The following is a 21,842-nucleotide window of genomic DNA, read 5'->3' as shown; positions in this document are numbered from 1 at the left end:
GGCCCCCATCTGAGCCATCAAACACTTGTTGTTGTTTACCCCACGGAGAACTCATGAAGCGGATTCTTTTATTTGTGATGACCAACCTGGCCGTCGTTGCGGTGCTGGGGGTGGTGGCCAGCCTGCTGGGCGTCAACCGGTACCTCACGGCCAACGGCCTGAACCTGGGCGCCTTGCTGGGCTTTGCGCTGGTGATGGGCTTTGGCGGTGCCATCATCTCGCTGCTCATCAGCAAGCCCATGGCCAAGTGGAGCGCCAAGGTGCAGATCATCGACGGCTCTGGCTCGGCGGATGAGGCCTGGATCGTCGAGACCGTGCGCAAGTTTGCCGACAAGGCCGGCATCGGCATGCCCGAGGTCGGCATTTTTGAAGGCGACCCCAATGCCTTTGCCACCGGTGCGTTCAAGAACTCGGCGCTGGTGGCAGTGTCCACCGGTCTGCTGCAGGGCATGACGCGCGACGAGGTCGAGGCCGTGATCGGCCATGAGGTGGCCCACATTGCCAATGGCGACATGGTCACCATGACGCTGATCCAGGGCGTGATGAACACCTTTGTGGTGTTCCTGTCGCGCGTGATCGGCTACGCCGTGGACAGCTTCCTGCGCAAGAACGACGAAAACAGCTCGGGCCCCGGAATCGGTTACATGATCACCACCGTCGTGCTCGACATCGTGCTGGGCTTTGCAGCCGCCATCATCGTGGCGTGGTTCTCGCGCCAGCGCGAGTTCCGTGCCGATGCAGGCGCTTCCCAGCTCATGGGCCGTCGCCAGCCCATGATCAACGCCCTGGCCCGCCTGGGTGGCATGCACCCCGCCGAGCTGCCCAAGAGCATGGCCGCCATGGGCATTGCCGGTGGCATTGGCAAGCTGTTCAGCACCCACCCGCCAATTGAAGAGCGCATTGCCGCGCTGCAGAACGCTCAGCAGGGTTGATCCGGTTGGCGGGCCGGGCCTTCGGGCCCCGGTTCAAACAGACCGCCGCAGGGTTTGCGCCCTGCGGCGGTTTTGTTTTTGGGGTGCGTGGTTGATGGCTGCAAGGCTGCCGGGCAATGCCAGCGTTTCCATCTGGCTGGCAGGCGGATGCCTGCATGGGGCCCGGTGCTTGCCCCCAAGCGCTATGGCTGGTGCACCATGAGGCCCATCCAGGGCCAGTAGGTCAGTGCAAAAATAACCAGCAAAGCAGTGGCCACGATGGTGATCACGATGCCGGTGCGCACAAAGTCACGGGCTTCGAAGGTGTCGGTGCCGTAGGCAATCATGTTCTGCGGCGCGTTCACCGGCAAGATGAAGCCGAAGCTCACCACAAACTGCAAAATCATGGTCATGCCCACGATGTTGATGCCCGGCGTCTGCACGGTGGACAGCACGCTGATGATGATGGGAATCATGGTGGACGCCAGCGCCGTGGCACTGGCAAAACCCAGGTGAATCACGATCAGGAAGCCCGACAGCAGCATCAGGATGGCGAATGCCGACGCCATCTGCAGGCCCAGGTTGCTCACGATAAGCTGGGCCAGCCAGCCCGCTGCCTTGGTCTGCAGCAGGGCCGAACCCACGCTGATGCCCACGGCAAACAGCACCACCGTGCCCCAGGGGAAGCCCTTTTGCGATTGCTTCCAGTTCATCACGCCGATGCGCGGAAACAGCATCAGCGCCACCGCCGCGATGGTGGTGGAGGTGGTGTCAAAGCTGTGCAGCACTTTTTCGGTGGACCAGAACCCCAGCAGCACCAGCACGATGCCCAGCAGTTTCCACTGGTTCAGAGTCATGGGGCCCAGCTCTTGCAGTTGCCTGCGGATGGTTTCCTGCCCCCCGGCAATCTCTTTCATTTCGGGCTTCATCATGCGGGTCATGATGAAGAACAGCGCCACCGTCATCAGCGCGGCAAAAGGGGCTGCCGCCACGAACCATTCGCCCCAGGTGATCTGCGCGCCCAGCTGCTTTTCGATGAAACCGATGGCCACCATGTTCTGCGCTGCGGCGGTCTTGATGCCCACGTTCCAGATGCTGGCCGTTTGCGCCGTGGTGATCACCAGCAATGCGGCAAAGCGGCTTTTGCGGTCCACATTGAAGGCCAGCACAAAGCCCATCATGATGGGCATGAGGCACGCTACCCGGGCCGTGGTGCTGGGCACAATGAACGACAGCAAAAAGCCCACAATCATGGCGCCAATCACGATGTGGTGCGTCTTGGCCCCCACCTTGGAGAGCACCGTGAGCGCGATGCGCCGGTCCAGCCCCGTGGCCGTCATGGCCGAGGCAATGAAACACGCCGCCGCCACCAGGGCCACAGCACTGTTGGCAAAGCCTGAGAGCGCCAGGCCGAGCGAGGCCCCGGTACCCATGGCCGTTGTCACGCCGGGCTTGGCGGCGCTGGGTGCGTAGGCCAGCAAGAAGAGCATCAGCGCGCCAATGACCACGGCGCTGACCGAATAGTCGAGCGCCTCGGTCATCCACACGATCACGGCAAACGCCAGGATGGCCAGCATGTAGTGCCCGGCCAGCGGCAGATCGGCCGGCGTGGGCAGCAGCAGCACCGCCACCAGGGCCGCCAGTGCAGCCCACAGCCCAAGGCGTTTGATCAGTCCCGGGGGCGGCGCGGTAGGCGGTGCGGGCAGGGGTGTGGCGATCGGTGCGGTCATGCGGTGCTCCTTTGGCGTGGGTGCCTTCCTGCCTGCAGTGTGCCTCCCCGGTGCGGATGCGGTCTGACTGATGTCAAGAAAATTTAGCTGCCGTCGCCCACCATGTCCTGTCGCTGCAGGCCGCAGTCAATGCGCTGGACGGGCGGGCGTTGCCCGCGACCCTGACCTGGGCGCCGTCAGGCCGCTGCGCCCAGCAGGCTGCGTGCCACGGCTTCGCCCACCTTGATGCCATCCACGCCCGCTGAAAGAATGCCGCCGGCGAAGCCCGCCCCTTCGCCGGCCGGATACAGGCCGGGGGTGTTGGGGCTTTGCAGGTTGTCGCCGCGGTCAATGCGCAGCGGGGCCGATGTGCGCGTCTCCACGCCGGTGAGCACGGCATCGGGCATGTCGTAGCCCTTGATCTTGCGGCCGAACACCGGCAGGGCCTCGCGCATGGCTTCGATGGCATAGCCGGGCAGTGCGCCATGCAGGTCGCCCAGCGTCACGCCGGGCTGGTAAGAGGGCTGCACGCTGCCCAGCTCCCTGGAGGGCCGGCCCGCGATGAAATCGCCCACCAGTTGGCCGGGCGCGCTGTAGTTGCTGCCGCCAAGCACATAGGCGTTCGATTCGAGCTGGCGCTGCAGCACGATGCCCGCCAGCGGGTGGTGCTGGCCGGCGGCCAGCGCCTCGACCCCGTGCGTGGCGCCCAGCGCGGCTTCATAGGCTGCGGGTGCGCGCGGAAAATCGTCCGGGTCAATGCCCACCACCATGCCCGCATTGGCGTTGCGCTCGTTGCGCGAATACTGGCTCATGCCGTTGGTGACCACGCGGCCGGGTTCGCTGGTGGCGGCTACCACGGTGCCGCCGGGGCACATGCAAAAGCTGTAAACGGCGCGGCCATTGGCAGCGTGGTGCACCAGCTTGTAGTCGGCGGCGCCCAGCAAGGGGTGGCCGGCATGGCGGCCCCAGCGAGCGCGATCGATCACGCCCTGCGGGTGCTCGATGCGAAACCCGATGGAAAACGGCTTGGCCTCCATCTGCACGCCCCGCTCGTACAGCATGGCAAAGGTGTCGCGCGCGCTGTGGCCCAGGGCCACCACCACATGGTCGGCACGCAGCTCGGTGGTGGTGCCTGAGGCCTGGTCCAGCACCTGCACGCCACGCACATGTCGGCCTTGCGGGCCGGTTTCAACCACCAGATCGGTCACGCGCTGACCGAAACGGATCTCCCCGCCCAGCGCAATGATCTGCGCGCGCAGGCTCTCCACCACCTTCACCAGCTTGAAGGTGCCGATATGCGGATGCGCCACATACAGAATTTCTTCGGGCGCGCCCGCCTTCACAAACTCGGCCATCACCTTGCGGCCCAGGTGGCGCGGGTCCTTGATCTGGCTGTAAAGCTTGCCATCGCTGAACGTGCCCGCGCCACCTTCGCCAAACTGCACATTGCTTTCGGGGTTGAGCTCGCGCTTGCGCCACAGGCCCCAGGTGTCCTGGGTGCGTTCGCGCACGTTCTTGCCGCGCTCCAGCACGATGGGCTTGAAGCCCATTTGCGCCAGCACCAGCGCCGCAAAAATGCCGCAGGGGCCAAAGCCCACCACCACCGGGCGCAGGGGCAGCTCGGCCGGGGCCTGGCCCACGGGGTGCCAGGCCATGTCGGGCGTGGGCTGGATGTGCGGGTTGCCTGCAAATTTTTCGAGCAGTGCGGCTTGCTGCGTGGGGTCGGCGAGCGTGATGTCGACGATGTACACCGCCAGCAAATCGACCTTGCGCGCGTCAAAGCTGCGCTTGAAAACCCGCAGCGTGGCAATGTCGGCGGCATCGACCAGACCCAGTGCCTGGGCGGCGCGGGCGCGCAGGGCGGCTTCGGGCTGGGTGTCGGGGTCGGACGGCAGCGCGGACAGCGGCAGCCGGATTTCAGAAAGGCGGATCATGGTCTTGCGGCCCGTGGTTATCGGGCGAAGGGCAATGCAGGGGAGGGTGATTTTACCGACCGCCGCATGGTTTGGCATGTCCGCGATGGCTGCGCTTTTCCGGTACACCAGCACCGGAATTCTGGAATGCGCCAACACCTTCTGCGTCGCGCTGCCCAGCAGCAGGGGGGTCGCCGCCCCGCACCCGCGCGCGCTGCTGGAGGCCGAATGGCAGGACCGGTTTTGTTCCAGACCCTGCAGCCCATCACAGACGACGAAATCCATGCCACGGTGCAGCGGGCCGTGGCGGCGCTCATGGCGGCGTATGGGCCGGTGAAGGCGTGACGCTCTGCACCGGGCGAAAAAATAAAGGAGCTCGAAAGCTCCTTTATTAATAGCTACTTGCGCTTGATGGATAAGCGCTAGAGGCCGATTTGGCTCAAATTTTGCCTTACGTTGGCAAAAAGCCTTCGACCGACAGGTAGCGCTCACCCGTGTCGTAGTTGAAGCCCAGCACCTTGGCCCCGGCGGGCAGCTCGGGCAGCTTTTGCGCAATGGCGGCCAGTGTGGCGCCGCTGGAGATGCCGACCAGCATGCCTTCCTCGCGGGCGCTGCGGCGGGCGTATTCGCGCGCGGGCTCGGCCTCGACCTGGATCACGCCGTCGAGCAGGCTGGTGTCCAGGTTTTTGGGGATGAAACCCGCACCAATGCCCTGGATGGGGTGCGGTGCCGGCTGGCCGCCACTGATCACGGGCGACTGCGTGGGCTCCACGGCAAACACCTTGAGTTGCGGGAATTTGGCTTTCAGCACGCGCGCCACGCCGGTCAGGTGGCCGCCGGTGCCCACGCCGGTAATCAGCGCATCCAGCCCGTCGGGAAAATCGGCCAGGATTTCCTGCGCCGTGGTGCGCACATGCACGTCGATGTTTGCGGGGTTTTCGAACTGCTGCGGAATCCAGGCGCCGGGCGTCTGGGCCTTGAGCTCTTCGGCGCGGGCAATGGCGCCCTTCATGCCCTTTTCGCGCGGCGTCAGGTCGAAGCTGGCGCCATAGGCCAGCATCAGGCGGCGGCGCTCAATACTCATGCTGTCGGGCATCACCAGAACCAGCTTGTAGCCCTTGACGGCCGCCACCATGGCCAGGCCCACACCGGTGTTGCCGCTGGTGGGCTCGATGATGGTGCCGCCCGGTTGCAGGGCGCCCGATTTCTCGGCGTCTTCCACCATGGCCAGCGCAATGCGGTCTTTGATGGAGCCGCCGGGGTTGCCGCGCTCGGACTTGATCCACACGTTGGCGCCCGCGCCAAACAGGCGGTTGATGCGCACATGCGGCGTGTTGCCAATGGTTTGCAGAACGTTGTCGACTTTCATGGCGTCTCCTGAAGGGGAAATGAAAAGGGGTTGGCACGCATTCTGAACCACTTGTTCTGCGCAGCGGCTATATGGATATGCACAGCGCAGGGGCATCGCAGCCTGCGGGCGGTGTGCAGTGCCCGCAGGCGGGCGGCCTCGGCCAAATTTATAGATGAAAACGGGCTGTAACCGCCGTCCATCAAGCGGGTGCAGCTATCAATGTTGAATCATGGTTTGTGCCCCGTCATCAAAAACAGCGGATAGCTTTGGCCATTGCGGTGCTGCATGTGCAGGATGCCGGTAAAGACGATGCCTTGCAGGCCCGCCTGCTCGGCCTGCGCCTGCAAGGCTTCGGGCGCAAAACCCAGGTGCTGCACGCCCTTGGCGGCGTTGTCGCCGTGAAAGCTGCCGTCTTCGGCATACAGATCCACCAGCGCAATGCGCCCGCCGGGGTGCAGCGCAGCGGCAAAGGCGCGCATCAAAGCGGCGGTGTCGGCCACATGGTGCAGGGCCATGCAGCTCACGATGGCGTGGTAGCGCCCCGGCAGGCCGTCAAAAATGTCGCCATGGTGCGTGGTGATGTTGGCAACGCCTTTTTCGTCCAGCACCTGCAGCATGGCGGCAGACATGTCCAGCGCGGTGACATGCGCCACCTTGGGTGCAATCTGCGTGGCCAGCAGGCCGGTGCCCGCGCCAAAGTCGAGCACCTGGTCGGTGGGCGACAGCGGCAGATGCGCCAGCAACAGCGGCGGCACAGCGGCCAGTTGCTGCGACATGGGGCGCTGGTCCCAGTCGCGGGCGGCAGCGTCGAAATGCGACGACGGCGTGGTTGGCGTGGATTGCGGTGGATGCGTAGTGGTCATGGTGTCTAAAGCTTGCGTAAAACGTGCGCCACAGCGGGCGTGCCCGGCCTGCACGGCGAAATCTGGGACAATCGCCCCCGTGAAGCGCGCCAGACCGCCGCTGGTGCAATCTGGGAAACCAGGCACTGGAGGAACGTCCGGACTGCACAGGACAGCGTAGCAGCTAACGGCTGCCCACCGTGAGGTGAGGATCAGAGCAACAGAGACGAGTCGGAGCAGGCTGCAAGCCACGGAGGGTGTTTCACCCGAAGCGGGCGGCGCCCGCTTCGGGTGAAACGGGCAATCTCTACGCGCAGCAATACCAAGTAGGCCAACGTTGATGTGGTTCCGCAGAGTTGGCGGGTAGGTAGCATCGAGCCGTGGTGGCGACACCCGGCCCAGAGTAATGGCGGTCACGCTGCGGGCAACCGCAGTGCACAGAATCCGGCTTATCGGCGCGCTTCACACTTTTCATGAAAACAGGCGCCAGCGCTTATGAAATAAGCGCAGTGCGCTATTGTTTTTGATTATTCTGAAGTAAATCGCGGCGTTCCATCAAGGCGCAGCGCAACGCGGTGCATGGCCGCGTTCCAGCTCGGTGGCGCGCTCCACCGTGTCCGGGTGGCTGCTAAGCCACGACCACACGCCTTGCTCCCCGGGTGGGGCTCGCTTGGTATCGGCGGGCTTGCCGGCCTTCGTTTCGCCCTTCGCTTGTGCCTGCGCTTCGGCCTTCTCTTGCGCATCTTCTTCGCCATGCGCAATGGCCAGCAGCAACTGGCCCATGGGCGCCGTGGGCAGCGCGGCGTGGCCCATCAGTGCGATGGCAAAGCAGTCGGCCTCGCGCTCATGGTTGCGGCGGTAGGCCAGGCCGGTGAGCAGCGAACCGCCCGTGGACAGCACGGACGACACATCTCCCAGCGCCAGGCCCAGGCCCACGTTGAGCACGCCTTGCTCTACCAGCATGCGCGTGGTGTGGCGGTGCGCCACATGGCCGATTTCGTGGGCCAGCACACCGATCAGCGCGTTGTCGTCCAGGCCCTTCTCGGCAGCAACCCGCACCAGGGCGTCCGTCATCACCACCGTGCCGCCGGGCAGTGCGAAGGCATTGGCGTCCATGCCCGAACGAAAGGCCAGCGTGAGCCGGGGTGCATAGCCGCGGTAGCGCTGCAGCGCCGGTGGCGTTTGCTGCGCCAGCTGGTCAAAGCGGGCGCGCAGCTGGGCCTGCCGTTCGGCGGGCAGCTTGCTGGGCTTGAGCGTGCCCTCGTCCATCTGCTGCAAGGCGTTTTCGGCCAGGCTGGTTTCCCACGACAGCGGCACATACCGCGTGAGCTGGGTGGCTGCCCAAGGGGTGCCAAAGCGGTAAAACAGCGCAACAGCCACGGCGGCGGCCACCGCCACGGCCAGCAGCACGGGCCAGTGGATCTGCATACGCTGGGCCAGTCCAGGGCGCGCACCCGCCGCGGCCAGCGCGGCGTGCCACTGCGCCGTGGCGTCGATTTCAAGGCTGCCGTGGTCGCGCAAATCGACCACCACGCGCCGCGGCGACCGGTGTGCGCTCCAGGCCTGAGGCCAGGCCACTTGGTCATGGGTGAATACACGGGGTGCCGCGCCCGGCGCCGCCATCGGGTGCAGCACCAGCGAGGGGCCCTTGGGCGTGGGCTGCAGACCCACCATCACCGGCTGCGCCTTGCTGCTCAGGCCATCAAACCAGCGTGCGGGCAGCAGGTGTACGTTTCCCTGAGTGGCTGCGTCCAATGGCTCGGGTTGCCCTGCGGCCACCGGCCCGGTCAACGAGGACGGCGGACGCGACATCATCCAATCAGGTCCAGCCCAGCGGCATCGGCCAGGGCATCGCCCAGGCCGCCTTGCTGCTGGCGCACCAGGATGCCGGCGATCTGGTCCACGCCGCCCTTGATGTGCAGCGTGACCGACTCGAACTTCATGCGGTATTCGCTGACCCGCGCAAAGGGCCGGTACAGGCCCAGGGTGAGCAGGGTCAGCAGCATGTTTTTCAGGCGCAGCAGCACATAGCGGCCCGTGCCCAGCTGGCATTTGAAGCGTGCCACCTGGCTCACGCCCACGTTGCTCCACATCAGCTGGAACATGCGCGCCTCACGGTAGGCGCGGGCCGGTGCCGAGGCCAGCAACAGCAAAAAGATACCGCCCACGATGGCCACAAAAATCACCACCACCAGCCACAGGCCCATGCGCTGCGTCTGGCCGGCGAACAGTGCGAAAGAGCCGCCCGCCAGCGCGGCCAGCAGGGCGCCCATCGCCAGGGCCGATACGATGAACACCGCCACCGTGGCCAGCCAGATCTTGACGAAATCCATGTACACGGGCTTCCAGCGGCCCGGCTCGGTGCCCAGGTGGGCGCGCAGCACCAGCAGGCTCTTGTAGTTGTATTCAAGGCGAATGATGCACAGCAACGACAGCACCAGACCCAGCGCCAGCAAGGCCCCCATGGGCGCGGTGAAGGCCGGCAGCGATTTGCGCACTTTCTCGCCCGCCAGGCCCGGGGCCGCCTGCGCCACCTCGGGCGCCAGGGCCTGCAGCCCGAACACCAGGGCCATCCACACCAGCGCCAGGGCAAACACCGGCCAGCTGGCGGTATAAACCTCGCGCCAGCTGGCGGTGAACTGCAGGCGCAGACCGCGCCAGCGCGTGGCGCTCAGGCGAAAACGCATGGCACTGGCCCAGATGAAGGGCGCCAGCACCGCGCCAGCCAACAGAAACAGCGCCACCGCCGTGTCCTGCCCCGACTCGGCGGCAATGTTGTAGGCCACGGTGAGCAGCACCAGCATCACAAAGCCCATCACCATCTTGCGCTGCTGCGCAGTGAACTCCAGCGGACTGCCGACCACCATGCTGTGGTCATAGAAATACTGGGCCGTGCGCCGGCGTGCCCAGGGGGTGTAGAAACCCAGCGTGAGAATGCCCAGCAGCACATTCACGATCCACACGCGGAAATATTCGCCGCCACTGCCCGTGAATTCCAGGGGATGGGCCTCGATGCTCTGCAGGGTCAGGTTGGGGGGCAGTTGCGCTGCACTGCCTGAATCGTTGTGGTTCATGAACTCCCTCCAGAGTTGCAGCGCAGTGTATCAGCGGTGGTGGTAAAAAGTCTTCATCAAAATGGGCGTTTGTGCTTGTGGAGTAAGCGATTGCAGCTATTGTTTTTGACGGTGCTGCGCAATGGTGTCGCCCAGTGGCGCAATGGCGCCATGTGCCAAAAACGTCTTAGAACCGCTCCCACGGCTGCAGATAGCGCCACTGCCCCTCGGGCACCTTGGCCAGTGGCACGCGGCCGATGCGGATGCGCTTGAGGGCCACCACTGTCAGGCCCACGGCATCGCACATGGCCGGAATCTGCCCGGGGCGGATGCCTTTGAGGGCAAAGCGCAGCTTGGTCTCGCTTTGCCAGCTCACCTTGATGGGGGGCAGCGGGCGGCCGTTGAATGAGAGGCCGTGGCACAGGCGCTGCAGGCCGTTGGGTGCGATGTTGCCCTTCACCTCGACGATGCACTCCTGCTCCAGCGATTCGATGTCTTCGGCCAGCTTGCGCGCAATGCGCTTGTCCTGCGTGTAGACCACCAGGCCGCTGGCCTCGGTGGGCAGGGGGGTGAAGCATTCGAGCTGCTTGAAGTGGCGCTGCAGCACGCGGATGCCCGAGGCATCGCCGCCCAGGTGCGATGCCGCATTCAGCAGCGTGGTGGCCGGGGTGGCGCCCTGGCTGCGGCTGGCGTGGGCCGCTTGCCCGGCTGGCACGCCCAGGCCTGCTTCAAACCCCGCCGGCTTGTGCAGCAGCAGCGTGACCGGGGTCAGCTCCAGCAGGCTGGCGTCTTGCGCCACCGTTACGGCCTGGTCGGGGCGCACGCGGGCGCCGGGGGCTTCGACCACCTGGCCGTCCACGCTCACAAAGCCGCCTTCGATGAATTGCTCGGCCGTGCTGCGCGAGCAGTTCAGTTGTTCGGCCACGCGCTTGGCCAGGCGGATGTGGGTGGGGTCGGGGTTCTTGTCGGTCATTGAATGAATGCGGTTGGGTGTTGTTCTTGTTGTTCAGTTGTTGCCGGGCTGCTGTGAGCGGATACGTTCTACGTGCGCCAGCAGCGAGCGCTGGGCCACCGGCCACATGCGCGGGGGTACGTCGTCGTACGCGTGCTGCACCCAGTCTTCCATGCTGCCATCGGGCAGCGCCTGCATGGCGGCCAGCACCTTGGCCTCGCGCGCCAGGCGGTGGGCCTTGAGCTTGGCAATGGCGCTGCGTGCGCCGTTGATCGGGCCTCCCAGCACATGGCCATGGGCCGGCAGGATGAATTCCACGCTGTGTTCGGCGCACAAGGCATCGAGCCGGTCCAGCGAATCCAGGTAATCGGCCATGTTGCCGTCGGGCGGGTCGATCACGGTGGTGCTGCCGTTCAGGATGTGGTCGCCGCTGAAGAGCAGGCCATCTTCCTGCAGCAGCAGGCATACATGGTTGGCCGCGTGGCCGGGTGTATGGATGACCTGCAGGGTGTGGGTGATTTTGCCCTCTGGCGCTTTTATCATAAGCGTCAGCAGCTCATTATTTTGTAGCGCCCGGTCGGGCGTGAAGGCGCTGGCTGCGCGTGCGGTGGGGGCCGAGGGCAGGCCCAGAATGGGCGGCGCAGCGCGGCCCGCCTGCACGCACAGCGCCTGCAGCGGCGCGGCGCCTGGCGAGTGGTCGGGGTGCGAGTGGGTGCACACGATCATGCGGATGTCGCCCCCGGCAGCGCGCCAGAGTTTGTCCAGGTGCTCGGCATCGGCCGGGCCGGGGTCGATGGCGATGAAGCCGGTGGCCGGGTCGCCCACCAGGTAGCTGTTGGTGCCGGGGCCGGTCATCACGCCGGGGTTGGGGGCGGTGAGGCGCTGCACGTTGCGCAGCAGCGGCACGGCCCGTTCGGTCTGCCAGTCGAGCGGGTGCACGATCTGCCCGTCGGGACACACCAGCGCCAGTTCGCCAAACGGCATCTCGTCCTCCATGTAGCGCGCTTCCGTGCCGCCCAGCAAACCGGCGCGCGGGCAGCTTACCCACAGAGGTTGTTCGTGCGCCACGGCATCCAGCACCGCCTGGGTGCTGACAAACTTTGCCAGCCGCTGCAGTGTGCGGATGGTGGGATAGATCATGAAGAACTGGCCCGCCTCATGCCGCGCCAGCGCATCGGCCGGGCGCACCCACACGGGCTCGAACTGCTCGGTTTCGTCGGCCACGGGCTCCTGGCCCTCGGGCATGCGGGCCACGAGAAAAGGCACCTCAAAGCGCCGGGGCAGGTCGCGGTCACCCGTCCAGTGGGCCAGCAGGTACACGCTGTCGGCCGCCAGACGCAGGCCGCGTGCGGTGCACTGTGCAGCAAAGGGCTGGTGGCGGTCGATGGCGGCAATGTCGTGTGCGTCGGCCATCAACCCTTTGCGGGGGCCACCGGTGTGGCGCGCCAGCAGCACGCCCAGCTCTTCAAAGCTCTCGCGGATGGCGGCAATGGCCTGCGTGAGATGCAGGTCGCCCTGCGCCGGTCGGCGGTCGGCGGCGGCGTGCGTCTCGGGCGAAGCATCGAGCGCGTCGATGCCACCGCCGGGGAACACGTAGGCGCCGGGTGCAAAGCTGGCGGTGCCCGAGCGCCGGGTCATCAGCACTTCAAGACCGCCGTTGTCCGGCGTATCGCGCAGCAGCAGCACGGTGGCGGCGGGGCGGGTGGCAACGGGTTCGCGGTGGGGGTGCAGTAGCTGGCTGGGACGTGTCATGGACTGCATTATGGGCAGGGCGGCAGGAGGGGCGCGGGCACAATGCGTCGCCCTCATTGATGAAGCGACAACCCACGATGGATCGATCCCCGTTTTCTTCGGCCTTTACTTCCCGCACCGCGCAGGTGCGTCGCGCGCTGGCAGGCGTGGGCTGGGCATGGCTGCTGCTGTCGGTGGTGCTGGCCTGGCTGGATCGCGAAGAACGCTGGATCGATGCCGGGCGCGAAGGTGTCGTGCTGCTCAAGCTCTGGATCTTCTGGGCCGTGTGGGCGGTGATTCCCTGGTGTGGCGCCGCGCTGCTGTGCCTGCGCCAGCCGGCGGGGCGCAGCGTGCTGCGGCTGGCGTGGCTGGCTGCGCTGGCTTTGGTGGGCTACAGCGGCCTGGTGGAGCCGCGCCTGCTGACCGTGCGCGAACACCGGCTGCACCTGCAGACGCCCGCAAAGCTGCCGCCGCTGCGGCTGGCGCTGGTGGCCGATGTGCATGCGGGCCTGTTCGTGCGGGGCTGGCAGATTGAGCGGCTGGTCGACCGGCTCAATGCGCTGGACGTGGATGCCGTGGTGGTGGCTGGCGACTGGACGTACGACCCGCCGCGCGACCTGCATGCGCTGCTGCAGCCGTTTTCCCGGCTGCGCCACCCGGTGTGGGGCGTGCTGGGCAACCACGATACCGGGGCGCCCGGGCCACCGCTGGCACAGGCGCTGCGCCAGGCATTGCAGGACCACGGCGTGCAGGTGCTGGATGGCCGGCGCCTGCAATTTCAGGGTTGGGATGTGATGGGCCTGAGCGACCTGTGGGGCGGGGAGCCGCGTGGCGAGATGGCCCGGCTGCTGCCACCGGGCACGCCCACGGTGCCCCGGCTGGTGCTGGCCCATCAGCCCGACACGGCAGCACTGCTCCCAGCGGGCAGCGCCAGCCTGGTGGTCAGCGGCCACACGCACGGCGGCCAGATCATGTTGCCCTGGGTCACGCGCCAACTGGTGCTGCCGGGCATGAGCGCGCAGGGCTGGTTTGAGGGCCTGTACACCACGCAGGCGGGTCCGTTGTTCGTCACTGGGGGCATCGGCACCATCGGCCTGCCTGCGCGGCTGGCCGTGGTGCCGCGCATCGATGTGCTGCTGCTCGAGTGAGTTTTCTCAGTCCCGCGCGGGTAGGACCAGCCCGCGCCGCACGGCAGGCCGGACCATAAAAGCGTCGAGCACTCACTGGCCGCCGGCAAGTGCAACAAGGTCGCGCTCATGCCCTGCATGCGCAAACTGCTGACGATGCTTGACGCGATAGCTACGCATCGCTCCACTTGTGATCCAGCGCACCATTGCGCTTGCCTTCCAAGGCGGTTGCTCAGTGGGCGGCTTGCGGGCGGGCCACCTGGTGGCCTGCGGCCCTCTTGTAGGCCTGCACCCATTCGGCCAGCACGCGCGGGTCGGTCACGTCTTCGATGTGCGCAAAGCCTTCGGGCGCAGCTTCTTCCACCATGTCAAGGATCGCGTCCAGCCCCTCGCGGCGGTTCATGGCGACGATGTCGCGCGTCATGGGCAGGCGGGCGGCCTCATAGGCATTCAGCGCGGCGGTGATGCTGGCATGGCCGTCCAGCGCATCGGCCAGCGCGGCTGCGTCCAGAATGGCCTGCGTCGCACCGTTCGAGCCGATGGGGTACATCGGGTGCGCCGCATCGCCCAGCAGCGTGGTGTGGCCATGGCGCCAGCGCGGCAGGGGGTCGCGGTCCACCATGGGCCATTCGAGGATCTGCTCGGCCGCGCGGATCAGTCCGGGCACGTCGAGCCAGGCAAAGCGCCAGCTGCCGAAAGTGGGCAGCAGGTCGTCCAGCGAGCCGGGCTTGCTCCAGTCCTCGCGGCTGGGGGCCGTGAGGCCGCCGCCAAACCCGTCTTCGCGCAGGCGGCGGTCGCAGATCCAGTTGATGCGCTGCAGGCCGTCTGGGCGCACCGGCTCGATCGGGTAGACCACGAATTTCGCCCGCCGGTGACCGGCCTGCACCATGGTGCGGCCGTCCAGAAAGGGCCGCGCCAGCGTGGTGCCGCGCCACATCATCATGCCGTTCCAGCGCGGGGCCCCCTCGTCGGGGTAAAACTGCTGGCGCAGCGCCGAGTGGATGCCGTCGGCCCCCACCAGGATGTCGCAGGCCCGCTCGCTGCGCGTGCCGTCGGCGTGCAGGATCTCGGCCACCGCGCCGTTGGCTGTTTCGCGCGCGGCCACCACGCGCTCGCCGGTGCGCACCTGGGCCGGGCCCAGGCGCTGCGCGGCCTCGTCCCATAGGCGCATCTGCAGGTGACCGCGGTGAATGCTGAGCTGCGGATGGCTGCTGCCCGCAGCCAGGCCACGCAGGTCTTCGTAGATGGTTTGCCCGTGCCGGTTGGCGAACACCAGCGCGCGCGTGGGCACGGCCATGGCTTCCAGCGCGGGCAACAGACCCAGGCCCGCCAGCACGCGCACCGCATGCGGCAGCAGGTTGATGCCCACGCCCAGCGGGCGCGGCTGAACGGCGGCTTCGCACACCGTGACGTGGTGGCCGTGCGCGGCCAGGGCCAGGGCCGCCGTCAGGCCGCCGATGCCGCCGCCGGCCACAACGATGGAGCGGGAGGGGTTCATAGGGTGTCTCCGGGTTTTTGGGGTTGACGCACATCAAATTTCACCGATATTGTTGCGCTATGCAACAAAAAAATGCAAGCCGTCGCAAACCCCAGTCCAGTGCGCCTGCGGGCCGTTCCGCTGCCGCCAGGCCCGCGCGCTGCGCCCCGCCAGCCGACTGGGCCCAGGCCGAGCTGCGGCCGCTGCCCGGCCTGGCTTATGGCGTGCTCGACGAGTTGCTGGGCTACGCGCTGCGCCGGGCGCAGAACGCCCTGTACCTGCACTTTCAACGCAGCGTGGACCGTGCGGATGTGAGCCCGCAGCGCTTTGCGGCCCTGGTGCTGGTGGCGCAGAACCCGGGCCTGCGCCAGGGCCTGCTGGCCGACGCCATGGGCCTGCACCGCAGTGGCGGCATGCGTCTGACCGACTGGCTATGCGAGCAAGGCTGGGTGCAGCGTGCCGACGATCCTCTGGACCGCCGCTCCTGGACTGTTCACCCCACCCCGGCCGGCCTGGCGCTGCTGGAGAGCGTGACCGCCCAGGTGCGGACCCACGACGAGGCGCTGCTGGCCGCGCTGGGCGACGAGGGGCCGCAGTTGCGCCGCCTGCTCGACCGGCTGGCTGCTGCCGCCAATGCACTCGCCACCCCCATGCCACCGTCCGGGTGAGCAACGGCGTTCGCCCCTCTTGGTTTGTTACCCCCCCCTGAAAACCCCCACAAGGAGACCCCTGCATGCATCCGATCAACCGCCGCCAGCTCGGCTGGAACCTGGGCCGCGCACTGGGCGTGGCCGCTCTTGCCTCTGCCGGGCTCGGCGCCCGTGCCCAGACGGGCACGCCCCGCATCCTGGTCGGCTTTCCGGCCGGGGGCTCGGTGGACGCCACGGCGCGCCGCCTGGCGGAAACCTGGCGCCCACGGCTGGGCACCGTGGTGGTGGAGCAAAAGGTGGGCGCGGGCGGCCGCATCGCCGTGACCACGCTCAGGGATGCAGCGCCCGACGGGCTGACCATGCTGCTCAGTCCCTCGTCGATGTTCACCATCTACCCGCATGTGTTCAAGCGCCTGCAGTACCAGCCGGCCACGGATGCGATCGCGGTGTCGCCCGTGGCGCTGTCCACCTGCGGCTTCATGGTCGGGCCCAAAGTGCCCGAATCGGTGCGCACGCTGCGCCAGTTTGCCGACTGGGCCAAGGCCCAGCCCGAGCCGCAGGGCTATGCGTCACCAGCCGCCGGGGCCATGCCGCACTTCCTGGGCAACCAGTTTGCGCGGGCAGCGGGCGTTGCGCTCACGCACCTGCCCTACCGCGGCGCAGCCCCGGGCCTGCAGGACCTGATGGGTGGGCAGGTGGCCTCGGGGTGCTTCAGCGTGGGCGACTGCCTGCCGCATTTGCCCTCTGGCCGGGTGCGGGTGCTGGGCGTGACAGATGCGCGCCGCTCGCGTTTTTTGCCCGAGGTGCCCACGTTCGAGGAGCAGGGCTTTGCCGGTATCCAGGGTGTGGAGAGCTACGGCCTGTTCCTGCCTGCGCGCACCCCGGCCGCGCAGGTAGAGCGGCTGGCCGAGCAGGCACCCGCCGCCGTGAAAGACCCTGCCGTGATCGAGACCCTGGCCAAGCTGGGTTTCGAGCCCATTGCCTCGGGCCCGGATGACTATGCGCGCCAGCTCGCGCAGGAGCGCGACCGCTGGGCGCCGGTGGTGGCCGCGTCCGGTTTTTCGTCGGACGACTGAGCCTAGAAACGGCAGTTGGATGCGCCCGGCGGTGCCGTGATCGGGGCGTCAGGCAAGGCGCGACGACGCCGCGGGCTCCTGCCCGCAAGGAGGCGCAACGCCGCATGGCGCCCTGAGCGCGGTGCTGGCGGGTGCATAGCGTTCACCCATCAGGTGAACACCATCGAAGCCTTGAAACGTTGATTTCATGCGGTCTGGCAAGGGAAACAAAGCGGTCAACTGCGGTTTCTAGGCTGAACCTTGCCCGGCGACCTGGAGAGCTCAGCCCTGGCTGGGCACGGCCAGGCCACGCTGCGCGGCAGGCCGCTCCACAAACGCCGCCAGCGCCCGCTGCACCTGCGGGAAGCGCTCGATCTCCACCAGCTCGCCCGCGCCATAAAAACCCACCAGGTTGCGCACCCACGGGAAGATGGCGATGTCGGCGATGGTGTAGTCCTCGCCCATCACCCAGCGGCGGCCCGTCAGGCGCTGCTCCAGCACACCCAGCAGGCGCTTCGATTCGGCCACGTAGCGGTCGCGTGGGCGCTTGTCCTCAAAGTCCTTGCCGGCAAACTTGTGAAAGAAGCCCAGCTGGCCAAACATGGGGCCCAGGCCGCCCATCTGCCACATCAGCCACTGGATGGTGTGGTAGCGCGCCACGGCGTCTTGTGGCATCAGCCGGCCGGTTTTCTCGGCCAGATACAGCAGGATGGCGCCTGACTCGAACAACGCCAGCGGCTGGCCGCCGGGGCCGTTGGGGTCGAGGATGGCGGGGATCTTGTTGTTGGGGTTGAGCGACAGGAACTCGGGTGAGGTCTGGTCGTTGGTCTCAAAGCGCACCAGATGCGGCTCGTAGCGCAGGCCCAGTTCTTCCAGCGCAATCGATACCTTCACGCCGTTGGGCGTGGGCAGCGAATACAGCTGGATGCGCTCGGGGTGCCGGGCGGGCCATTTGTGGGTGATGGCAAAGGCGGAAAGATCGGGCATGAAGGAGTCCTGGCGGGTGGCGGCCACAGCGGTGCCGAAAGAGCCCAAGCCTAGCCCGGCAGCGAAACCGGCGCTGGCCGAGGTGATTGGCAGCCCACCGACGATAATCCGGCCCATGAAGATTCGCTTCACCAAAATGCAGGGCGCGGGCAACGATTTCGTGGTGCTCGACGAAACCCAGGGCCGCCTGGGCCTGACACCGGCGCACTACCGCCTGCTGGCCGACCGCCACTTTGGCGTGGGTGCCGACCAGATCCTCACCGTGCGGCCCTCGCCGGCCGAAGGCATCGATTTCGAATATGTGATCCACAACGCCGACGGCGGCGAGGTGGAGCAGTGCGGCAACGGTGCGCGCTGCTTTGCGCGCTATGTGCATGACAAGGGCCTGACCGCCAAGGACACCATCCGCGTGCAGACGCTGGCCGGCGTGATTGCGCCCCGGCTCACGCCCGACGGCCGCGTGACGGTGGACATGGGCCGCCCGGTGTTCGATGCCGCGCTGGTGCCCTTTGACGCGACCGGCCTCACGCCCGTGGCGCAGGGTTCAGGGCAAAAATGGCTTCTAGCGCTTGCTGGATATGCGCAAAATGCTTCTATTTTGATAGCGGTTGTGTCCATGGGCAATCCACACGCCGTGCAACTGGTGCCCGATGTGGACACCGCGCCCGTGGCCCAGACCGGCCCGCTGATCGAATCGCACCCGCGCTTTCCAAAGCGGGTGAATGCCGGTTACCTGCAGATCGTGGATCGCAGCCATGTGCGCCTGCGTGTGTTCGAGCGCGGCGCGGGCGAAACCCTGGCCTGCGGCACCGGCGCCTGTGCCGCCGTGGCAGCGGGCGTACGCCTGGGGCTGCTTGACGCGCAGGTAGACGTGCAAACGCGCGGCGGCCTGCTCACCATCGCCTGGAGCGGCCAGGAGGCCGACTCCGTTTTCATGACTGGCCCGGCCACTTCGGTATTTGAAGGCCAGATCGAACTCCCTGACACGCCATGACCACCAGCTCCCACATCCCACCGATCACCGAAGACGACATCGCCCAGTTCCTCACCCAGACGCCCGGATTCTTCGAGCGCCACGCCGAGGTGCTGGCCAGCGTGCAGATCACCAGCCCGCACGGAGCCCGCGCCGTGAGCCTGCAAGAACGCCAGGCCGAAATGCTGCGCGAGAAGATCAAGGGGCTGGAGCTGCGCATCATGGAAATGGTGCGCCACAGCCACGAGAATGCGGCCATCGCCGCCAAGGTGCACCAATGGACAGGTGCCCTGCTGCAGGTGCGTGACCCCATGGACCTGCCCCACGCCCTGGTGGACGGCCTGCAAACCCTGTTCGATGTGCCGCAGGCTGCCGTGCGGGTGTGGGGTGTGGCGGGTCCGTATATTGACGCCGATTTCACCCAGGGCGCCAGCGAGGATTCGAGGGCCTTTGCCACCTCGCTGACCATGCCGTTTTGCGGCCCCAACCTGGGTTTCGAGCCTGCGGCCTGGCTGGCGCACGGCGACGTTGAGGCCGCCCAGTCGCTGGCCCTGCTGCCGTTGCGCGAGGGCGCCGTGGACAGCGCCACGCCAGCCTTTGGCCTGCTGGTGCTGGGCTCGCCCGACCCGCAGCGTTTTGACGCCACCATGGGCACCGAATTTCTGACGCGCCTGGCCGAGCTGGCCAGCGCCGCACTGATGCGCTTGCGGTGAACTCCCCTCTGCGGCACTTCGCGCGGCCCCCCCGGGCCGGCGCCACCAGCGGCCCGGTACGCACCTTGCTGCAGTGCGGTGCCGTGGCGGATTTGGGGCGCCCAATGCCGCTTTACGGGCACTGAGCCCATGCCTGAAGCACCAGCCACGCCGCTCCCTGCCGATCCCGATGTGCAGCGGTACCTGGACCATGCGCGCTTCGAAAAGCGCCTGGCCGCGCGCACCCTCACGCTCTACACCCTTGATCTGGAGCGGCTTGCGCAGCTGGCGGCGGGCGTGAATGTGCCGTTGCTGCAATTGCAGACAGCGCACATCCGCCGCTTTGTGGCCCAGATGCACAGCGCAGGGCGCAGCGGGCGCGGTATTGCGCTCATCCTGTCGGGCTGGCGCGGTTTTTTCACCTGGGCCGGCCGGCAGGGCCTGATGGCCCACAACCCCGTGCAGGACGTGCGTGCGCCCAAGGCACCCAAGCCCCTGCCCAAGGCGCTGGGCGTGGACGACGCCGTGCGCCTGGCCGAGTTTGACCACGCCGGCGCCGACCCCTGGCTGGAGGCGCGCGATGCCGCCATGGTCGAGCTGCTGTACGGCTGCGGCCTGCGCGTGGGTGAGCTGGTGGGGCTGGATGCCGTGCCCGGCCCCGACACCCAGCGCCACGGCCGCGGCTGGATCGACCTGCAGGCCTGCGAGGCCCATGTGTTCGGCAAAGGCAGCAAGCGCCGCAGCGTGCCTGTAGGCCGCGCCGCCGTGGCGGCACTGCAGGCCTGGCTGGCGCTGCGCGCCACGCCGTTTGGCGGTGAGGGATCGGCGCGGCTCGATGGGGCCTTGTTCGTGGGCCAGCGCGGTGCGCGCCTCACGGCCCAGTCGATCTGGCTGCGCCTGCGCCAGCGCAGCCAGCAGGCGGGCCTGACCACGCCCGTGCACCCGCACATGCTGCGCCACTCGTTTGCCAGCCACCTGCTGCAAAGCAGCGGCGACCTGCGCGCCGTGCAAGAGCTGCTGGGCCATGCCAACATCACTACCACGCAGGTCTACACGCGGCTCGATTTTCAGCACCTGGCCAAGGTGTATGACGCGGCGCACCCGCGGGCGCGGCGCAAGTAATCGCAGACACAGCGCCGGGGCGGGGTGGCATGGCCGGGCGCAAACCACCGACAATTGCCCCATGAAAACCCTCCGTCTACGCCCCGGCAAAGAGCGCTCGCTGCAGCGCCGCCACCCCTGGATCTTTGAAAGCGCCATCGCCAAAGGCAGTGGCGACAGTGGCGAGACCGTGCGCGTGGAGTCGCATGAGGGGCAGTTTTTGGCCTGGGCGGCGTTCAGCCCTGCGTCGCGCATCCGTGCGCGGGTGTGGAGCTTTGACGAAGCGCAGCGCATTGATGCTCCGTTTTTCATAGCTGCTTGCGCACGTTCTATAAGCGCTAGAACCCGTTTTGATGTGCAAAGTGATGGCGTGCGGCTGGTGCACGGCGAATCGGATGGCCTGCCCGGCCTGATCGTGGACCGCTATGGCGACACGCTGGTGGCGCAGTTCACCAGCGCGGGCACCGAGCGCTGGAAGGCGGTGATTGCGGACGCACTGCTCCAGGCAACGGGCCTCACCCGCCTGTACGAGCGCTCGGACGCCAGCGTGCGCGCCCTGGAAGGCCTGGAGCCCGCCACGGGCTGGCTGCGCGGCGGGCCGGTAGCCGGGGGCGAGGCGCCGCCCGTGGAGCTGACCATTCATGAGCACCAGTGGCAGCTCACCCTCAACATTGCAGAGGGCCACAAGACCGGTTTTTATCTGGACCAGCGCGACAGCCGCAAGCGCTTTGCCGACTACGCCCGGCGCCTGGGTTTTCAGCGCGTGCTCAACTGCTTTTGCTACACCGGCGGCTTCAGCGTGGCCGCGCTGGCGGGCATGCGCGCTGCCGAGGCAGAAGGCGGCGCGCCGGGTGGTCAGGTGGTCTCGATCGATTCATCCGGCCCGGCGCTGGAGCGCGCACGGGCGCATGTGGCGCTCAATGGTTTTGACGTGAACCGGGCGAGTTTCATGGATGCCGATGTGAACGCCTCGCTGCGCCAGTTTCTCAAGGAGGGGCAGCGTTTTGATGCCATCGTGCTCGACCCGCCCAAGTTTGCCCCCACCGCCGCCCATGCCGACCGCGCCGCGCGGGCCTACAAGGACATCAACCGGCTGGCGCTGCAACTGCTGACGCCGGGCGGGGTGCTGTTCACGTTTTCGTGCTCAGGCGGCATCAGCGCCGACCTGTTCCACAAAATCGTGGCGTCGGCAGGCGCCGATGCCGGGGTGGACGGCTACATCCTGGAGCGCCTGGGCGGCGCGCCCGACCATCCGATGACGCTGGAGTTTCCCGAGGGCGAATACCTCAAGGGCCTGGTGGTGATGCGCAAGGGCTGA

The 21,842-nt window shown here is 67.1% G+C and carries 18 protein-coding genes and 1 other RNA gene; 9 read left to right on the top strand and 10 right to left on the bottom strand.

Going from position 1 to position 21,842, the window contains the following annotated elements:
- The first annotated feature begins 53 nt into the window (after positions 1-53).
- Positions 54-932: a protease HtpX gene (htpX, locus tag K226_RS0100840; protein WP_024812982.1), complete on the top strand. Its 879-nt coding sequence runs from the start codon at positions 54-56 to the stop codon at positions 930-932.
- Positions 933-1,114: 182 nt separating this feature from the next.
- Here htpX and K226_RS0100835 read toward each other — a convergent pair whose 3' ends face one another.
- The 4 genes from K226_RS0100835 to K226_RS19245 all read right to left on the bottom strand — a co-directional run bounded on the left by K226_RS0100835 (position 1,115) and on the right by K226_RS19245 (position 6,747).
- Positions 1,115-2,641, bottom strand: a complete 1,527-nt coding sequence (locus tag K226_RS0100835) for a DASS family sodium-coupled anion symporter (RefSeq protein WP_024812981.1) — start codon at positions 2,639-2,641, stop codon at positions 1,115-1,117.
- Between the two features lie 176 nt (positions 2,642-2,817).
- A complete protein-coding gene (locus K226_RS0100830; protein ID WP_024812980.1) occupies positions 2,818-4,554 on the bottom strand; it encodes an NAD(P)/FAD-dependent oxidoreductase in 1,737 nt (578 codons plus the stop codon).
- A gap of 430 nt (positions 4,555-4,984) precedes the next feature.
- Positions 4,985-5,902: a cysteine synthase A gene (cysK, locus tag K226_RS0100820; protein WP_024812978.1), complete on the bottom strand. Its 918-nt coding sequence runs from the start codon at positions 5,900-5,902 to the stop codon at positions 4,985-4,987.
- A 209-nt stretch (positions 5,903-6,111) separates the two neighbouring features.
- A complete protein-coding gene (locus tag K226_RS19245) occupies positions 6,112-6,747 on the bottom strand; it encodes a class I SAM-dependent methyltransferase (protein ID WP_024812977.1) in 636 nt (211 codons plus the stop codon).
- Positions 6,748-6,828: 81 nt separating this feature from the next.
- Between K226_RS19245 and rnpB the strand changes: the two genes are divergently transcribed.
- An RNA gene (rnpB, locus tag K226_RS19335) (RNase P RNA component class A) lies at positions 6,829-7,194 on the top strand.
- Between the two features lie 87 nt (positions 7,195-7,281).
- Here the strand turns inward: rnpB and K226_RS0100810 are convergent.
- From K226_RS0100810 to K226_RS0100795, 4 genes are all read right to left on the bottom strand, one after another.
- Positions 7,282-8,400, bottom strand: a complete 1,119-nt coding sequence (locus tag K226_RS0100810) for a M48 family metallopeptidase (RefSeq protein ID WP_238324234.1) — start codon at positions 8,398-8,400, stop codon at positions 7,282-7,284.
- 137 nt (positions 8,401-8,537) lie between these two features.
- Positions 8,538-9,800 carry a YjgN family protein gene (locus K226_RS0100805; RefSeq protein WP_024812975.1) on the bottom strand — a complete coding sequence of 421 codons (1,263 nt, stop codon included), beginning with the start codon at positions 9,798-9,800 and terminating at the stop codon, positions 8,538-8,540.
- 166 nt (positions 9,801-9,966) lie between these two features.
- The gene (locus tag K226_RS0100800) at positions 9,967-10,752 is read right to left on the bottom strand and encodes an rRNA pseudouridine synthase (protein ID WP_024812974.1); all 786 of its coding nucleotides are present in this window, start codon (positions 10,750-10,752) and stop codon (positions 9,967-9,969) included.
- A gap of 33 nt (positions 10,753-10,785) precedes the next feature.
- Positions 10,786-12,483: an MBL fold metallo-hydrolase gene (locus K226_RS0100795; RefSeq protein WP_024812973.1), complete on the bottom strand. Its 1,698-nt coding sequence runs from the start codon at positions 12,481-12,483 to the stop codon at positions 10,786-10,788.
- 59 nt (positions 12,484-12,542) lie between these two features.
- On the opposite strand from K226_RS0100795, the gene K226_RS18560 reads away from it, so the two are divergent.
- The gene (locus tag K226_RS18560; RefSeq protein ID WP_155886483.1) at positions 12,543-13,610 is read left to right on the top strand and encodes a metallophosphoesterase; all 1,068 of its coding nucleotides are present in this window, start codon (positions 12,543-12,545) and stop codon (positions 13,608-13,610) included.
- Between the two features lie 211 nt (positions 13,611-13,821).
- Here K226_RS18560 and K226_RS0100785 read toward each other — a convergent pair whose 3' ends face one another.
- The gene (locus tag K226_RS0100785) at positions 13,822-15,087 is read right to left on the bottom strand and encodes a flavin-dependent oxidoreductase (RefSeq protein ID WP_024812971.1); all 1,266 of its coding nucleotides are present in this window, start codon (positions 15,085-15,087) and stop codon (positions 13,822-13,824) included.
- A gap of 59 nt (positions 15,088-15,146) precedes the next feature.
- Here K226_RS0100785 and K226_RS0100780 point away from each other — a divergent pair, with 59 nt between their 5' ends.
- Together K226_RS0100780 and K226_RS0100775 are read left to right on the top strand one after the other, a co-directional pair.
- A complete protein-coding gene (locus tag K226_RS0100780) occupies positions 15,147-15,734 on the top strand; it encodes a MarR family winged helix-turn-helix transcriptional regulator (protein WP_024812970.1) in 588 nt (195 codons plus the stop codon).
- 65 nt (positions 15,735-15,799) lie between these two features.
- Positions 15,800-16,792: a Bug family tripartite tricarboxylate transporter substrate binding protein gene (locus tag K226_RS0100775; RefSeq protein WP_024812969.1), complete on the top strand. Its 993-nt coding sequence runs from the start codon at positions 15,800-15,802 to the stop codon at positions 16,790-16,792.
- Between the two features lie 261 nt (positions 16,793-17,053).
- Here K226_RS0100775 and K226_RS0100770 read toward each other — a convergent pair whose 3' ends face one another.
- Positions 17,054-17,758: a glutathione S-transferase N-terminal domain-containing protein gene (locus tag K226_RS0100770; protein WP_024812968.1), complete on the bottom strand. Its 705-nt coding sequence runs from the start codon at positions 17,756-17,758 to the stop codon at positions 17,054-17,056.
- 115 nt (positions 17,759-17,873) lie between these two features.
- Here K226_RS0100770 and dapF point away from each other — a divergent pair, with 115 nt between their 5' ends.
- The 4 genes from dapF to K226_RS0100750 all read left to right on the top strand — a co-directional run bounded on the left by dapF (position 17,874) and on the right by K226_RS0100750 (position 21,842).
- Positions 17,874-18,752: a diaminopimelate epimerase gene (gene dapF, locus K226_RS0100765; protein ID WP_024812967.1), complete on the top strand. Its 879-nt coding sequence runs from the start codon at positions 17,874-17,876 to the stop codon at positions 18,750-18,752.
- On the top strand, positions 18,749-19,444 hold the full coding sequence (locus K226_RS0100760) for a DUF484 family protein (protein ID WP_024812966.1): 696 nt from the start codon (positions 18,749-18,751) through the stop codon (positions 19,442-19,444). Before dapF ends, K226_RS0100760 begins: the two co-directional genes overlap by 4 nt.
- 129 nt (positions 19,445-19,573) lie before the next feature.
- Positions 19,574-20,545 carry a tyrosine recombinase XerC gene (locus K226_RS0100755; protein ID WP_024812965.1) on the top strand — a complete coding sequence of 324 codons (972 nt, stop codon included), beginning with the start codon at positions 19,574-19,576 and terminating at the stop codon, positions 20,543-20,545.
- Positions 20,546-20,606: 61 nt separating this feature from the next.
- Positions 20,607-21,842 carry a class I SAM-dependent rRNA methyltransferase gene (locus tag K226_RS0100750; RefSeq protein WP_024812964.1) on the top strand — a complete coding sequence of 412 codons (1,236 nt, stop codon included), beginning with the start codon at positions 20,607-20,609 and terminating at the stop codon, positions 21,840-21,842.

It is taken from the genome of Acidovorax sp. JHL-3, assembly GCF_000526295.1.
Taxonomy (GTDB): Bacteria; Pseudomonadota; Gammaproteobacteria; order Burkholderiales; family Burkholderiaceae_C; genus Acidovorax; species Acidovorax defluvii.
The sequence above is the reverse complement of the archived record's forward strand: the minus strand, read 5'-3'. Positions and strand labels throughout refer to the sequence as shown.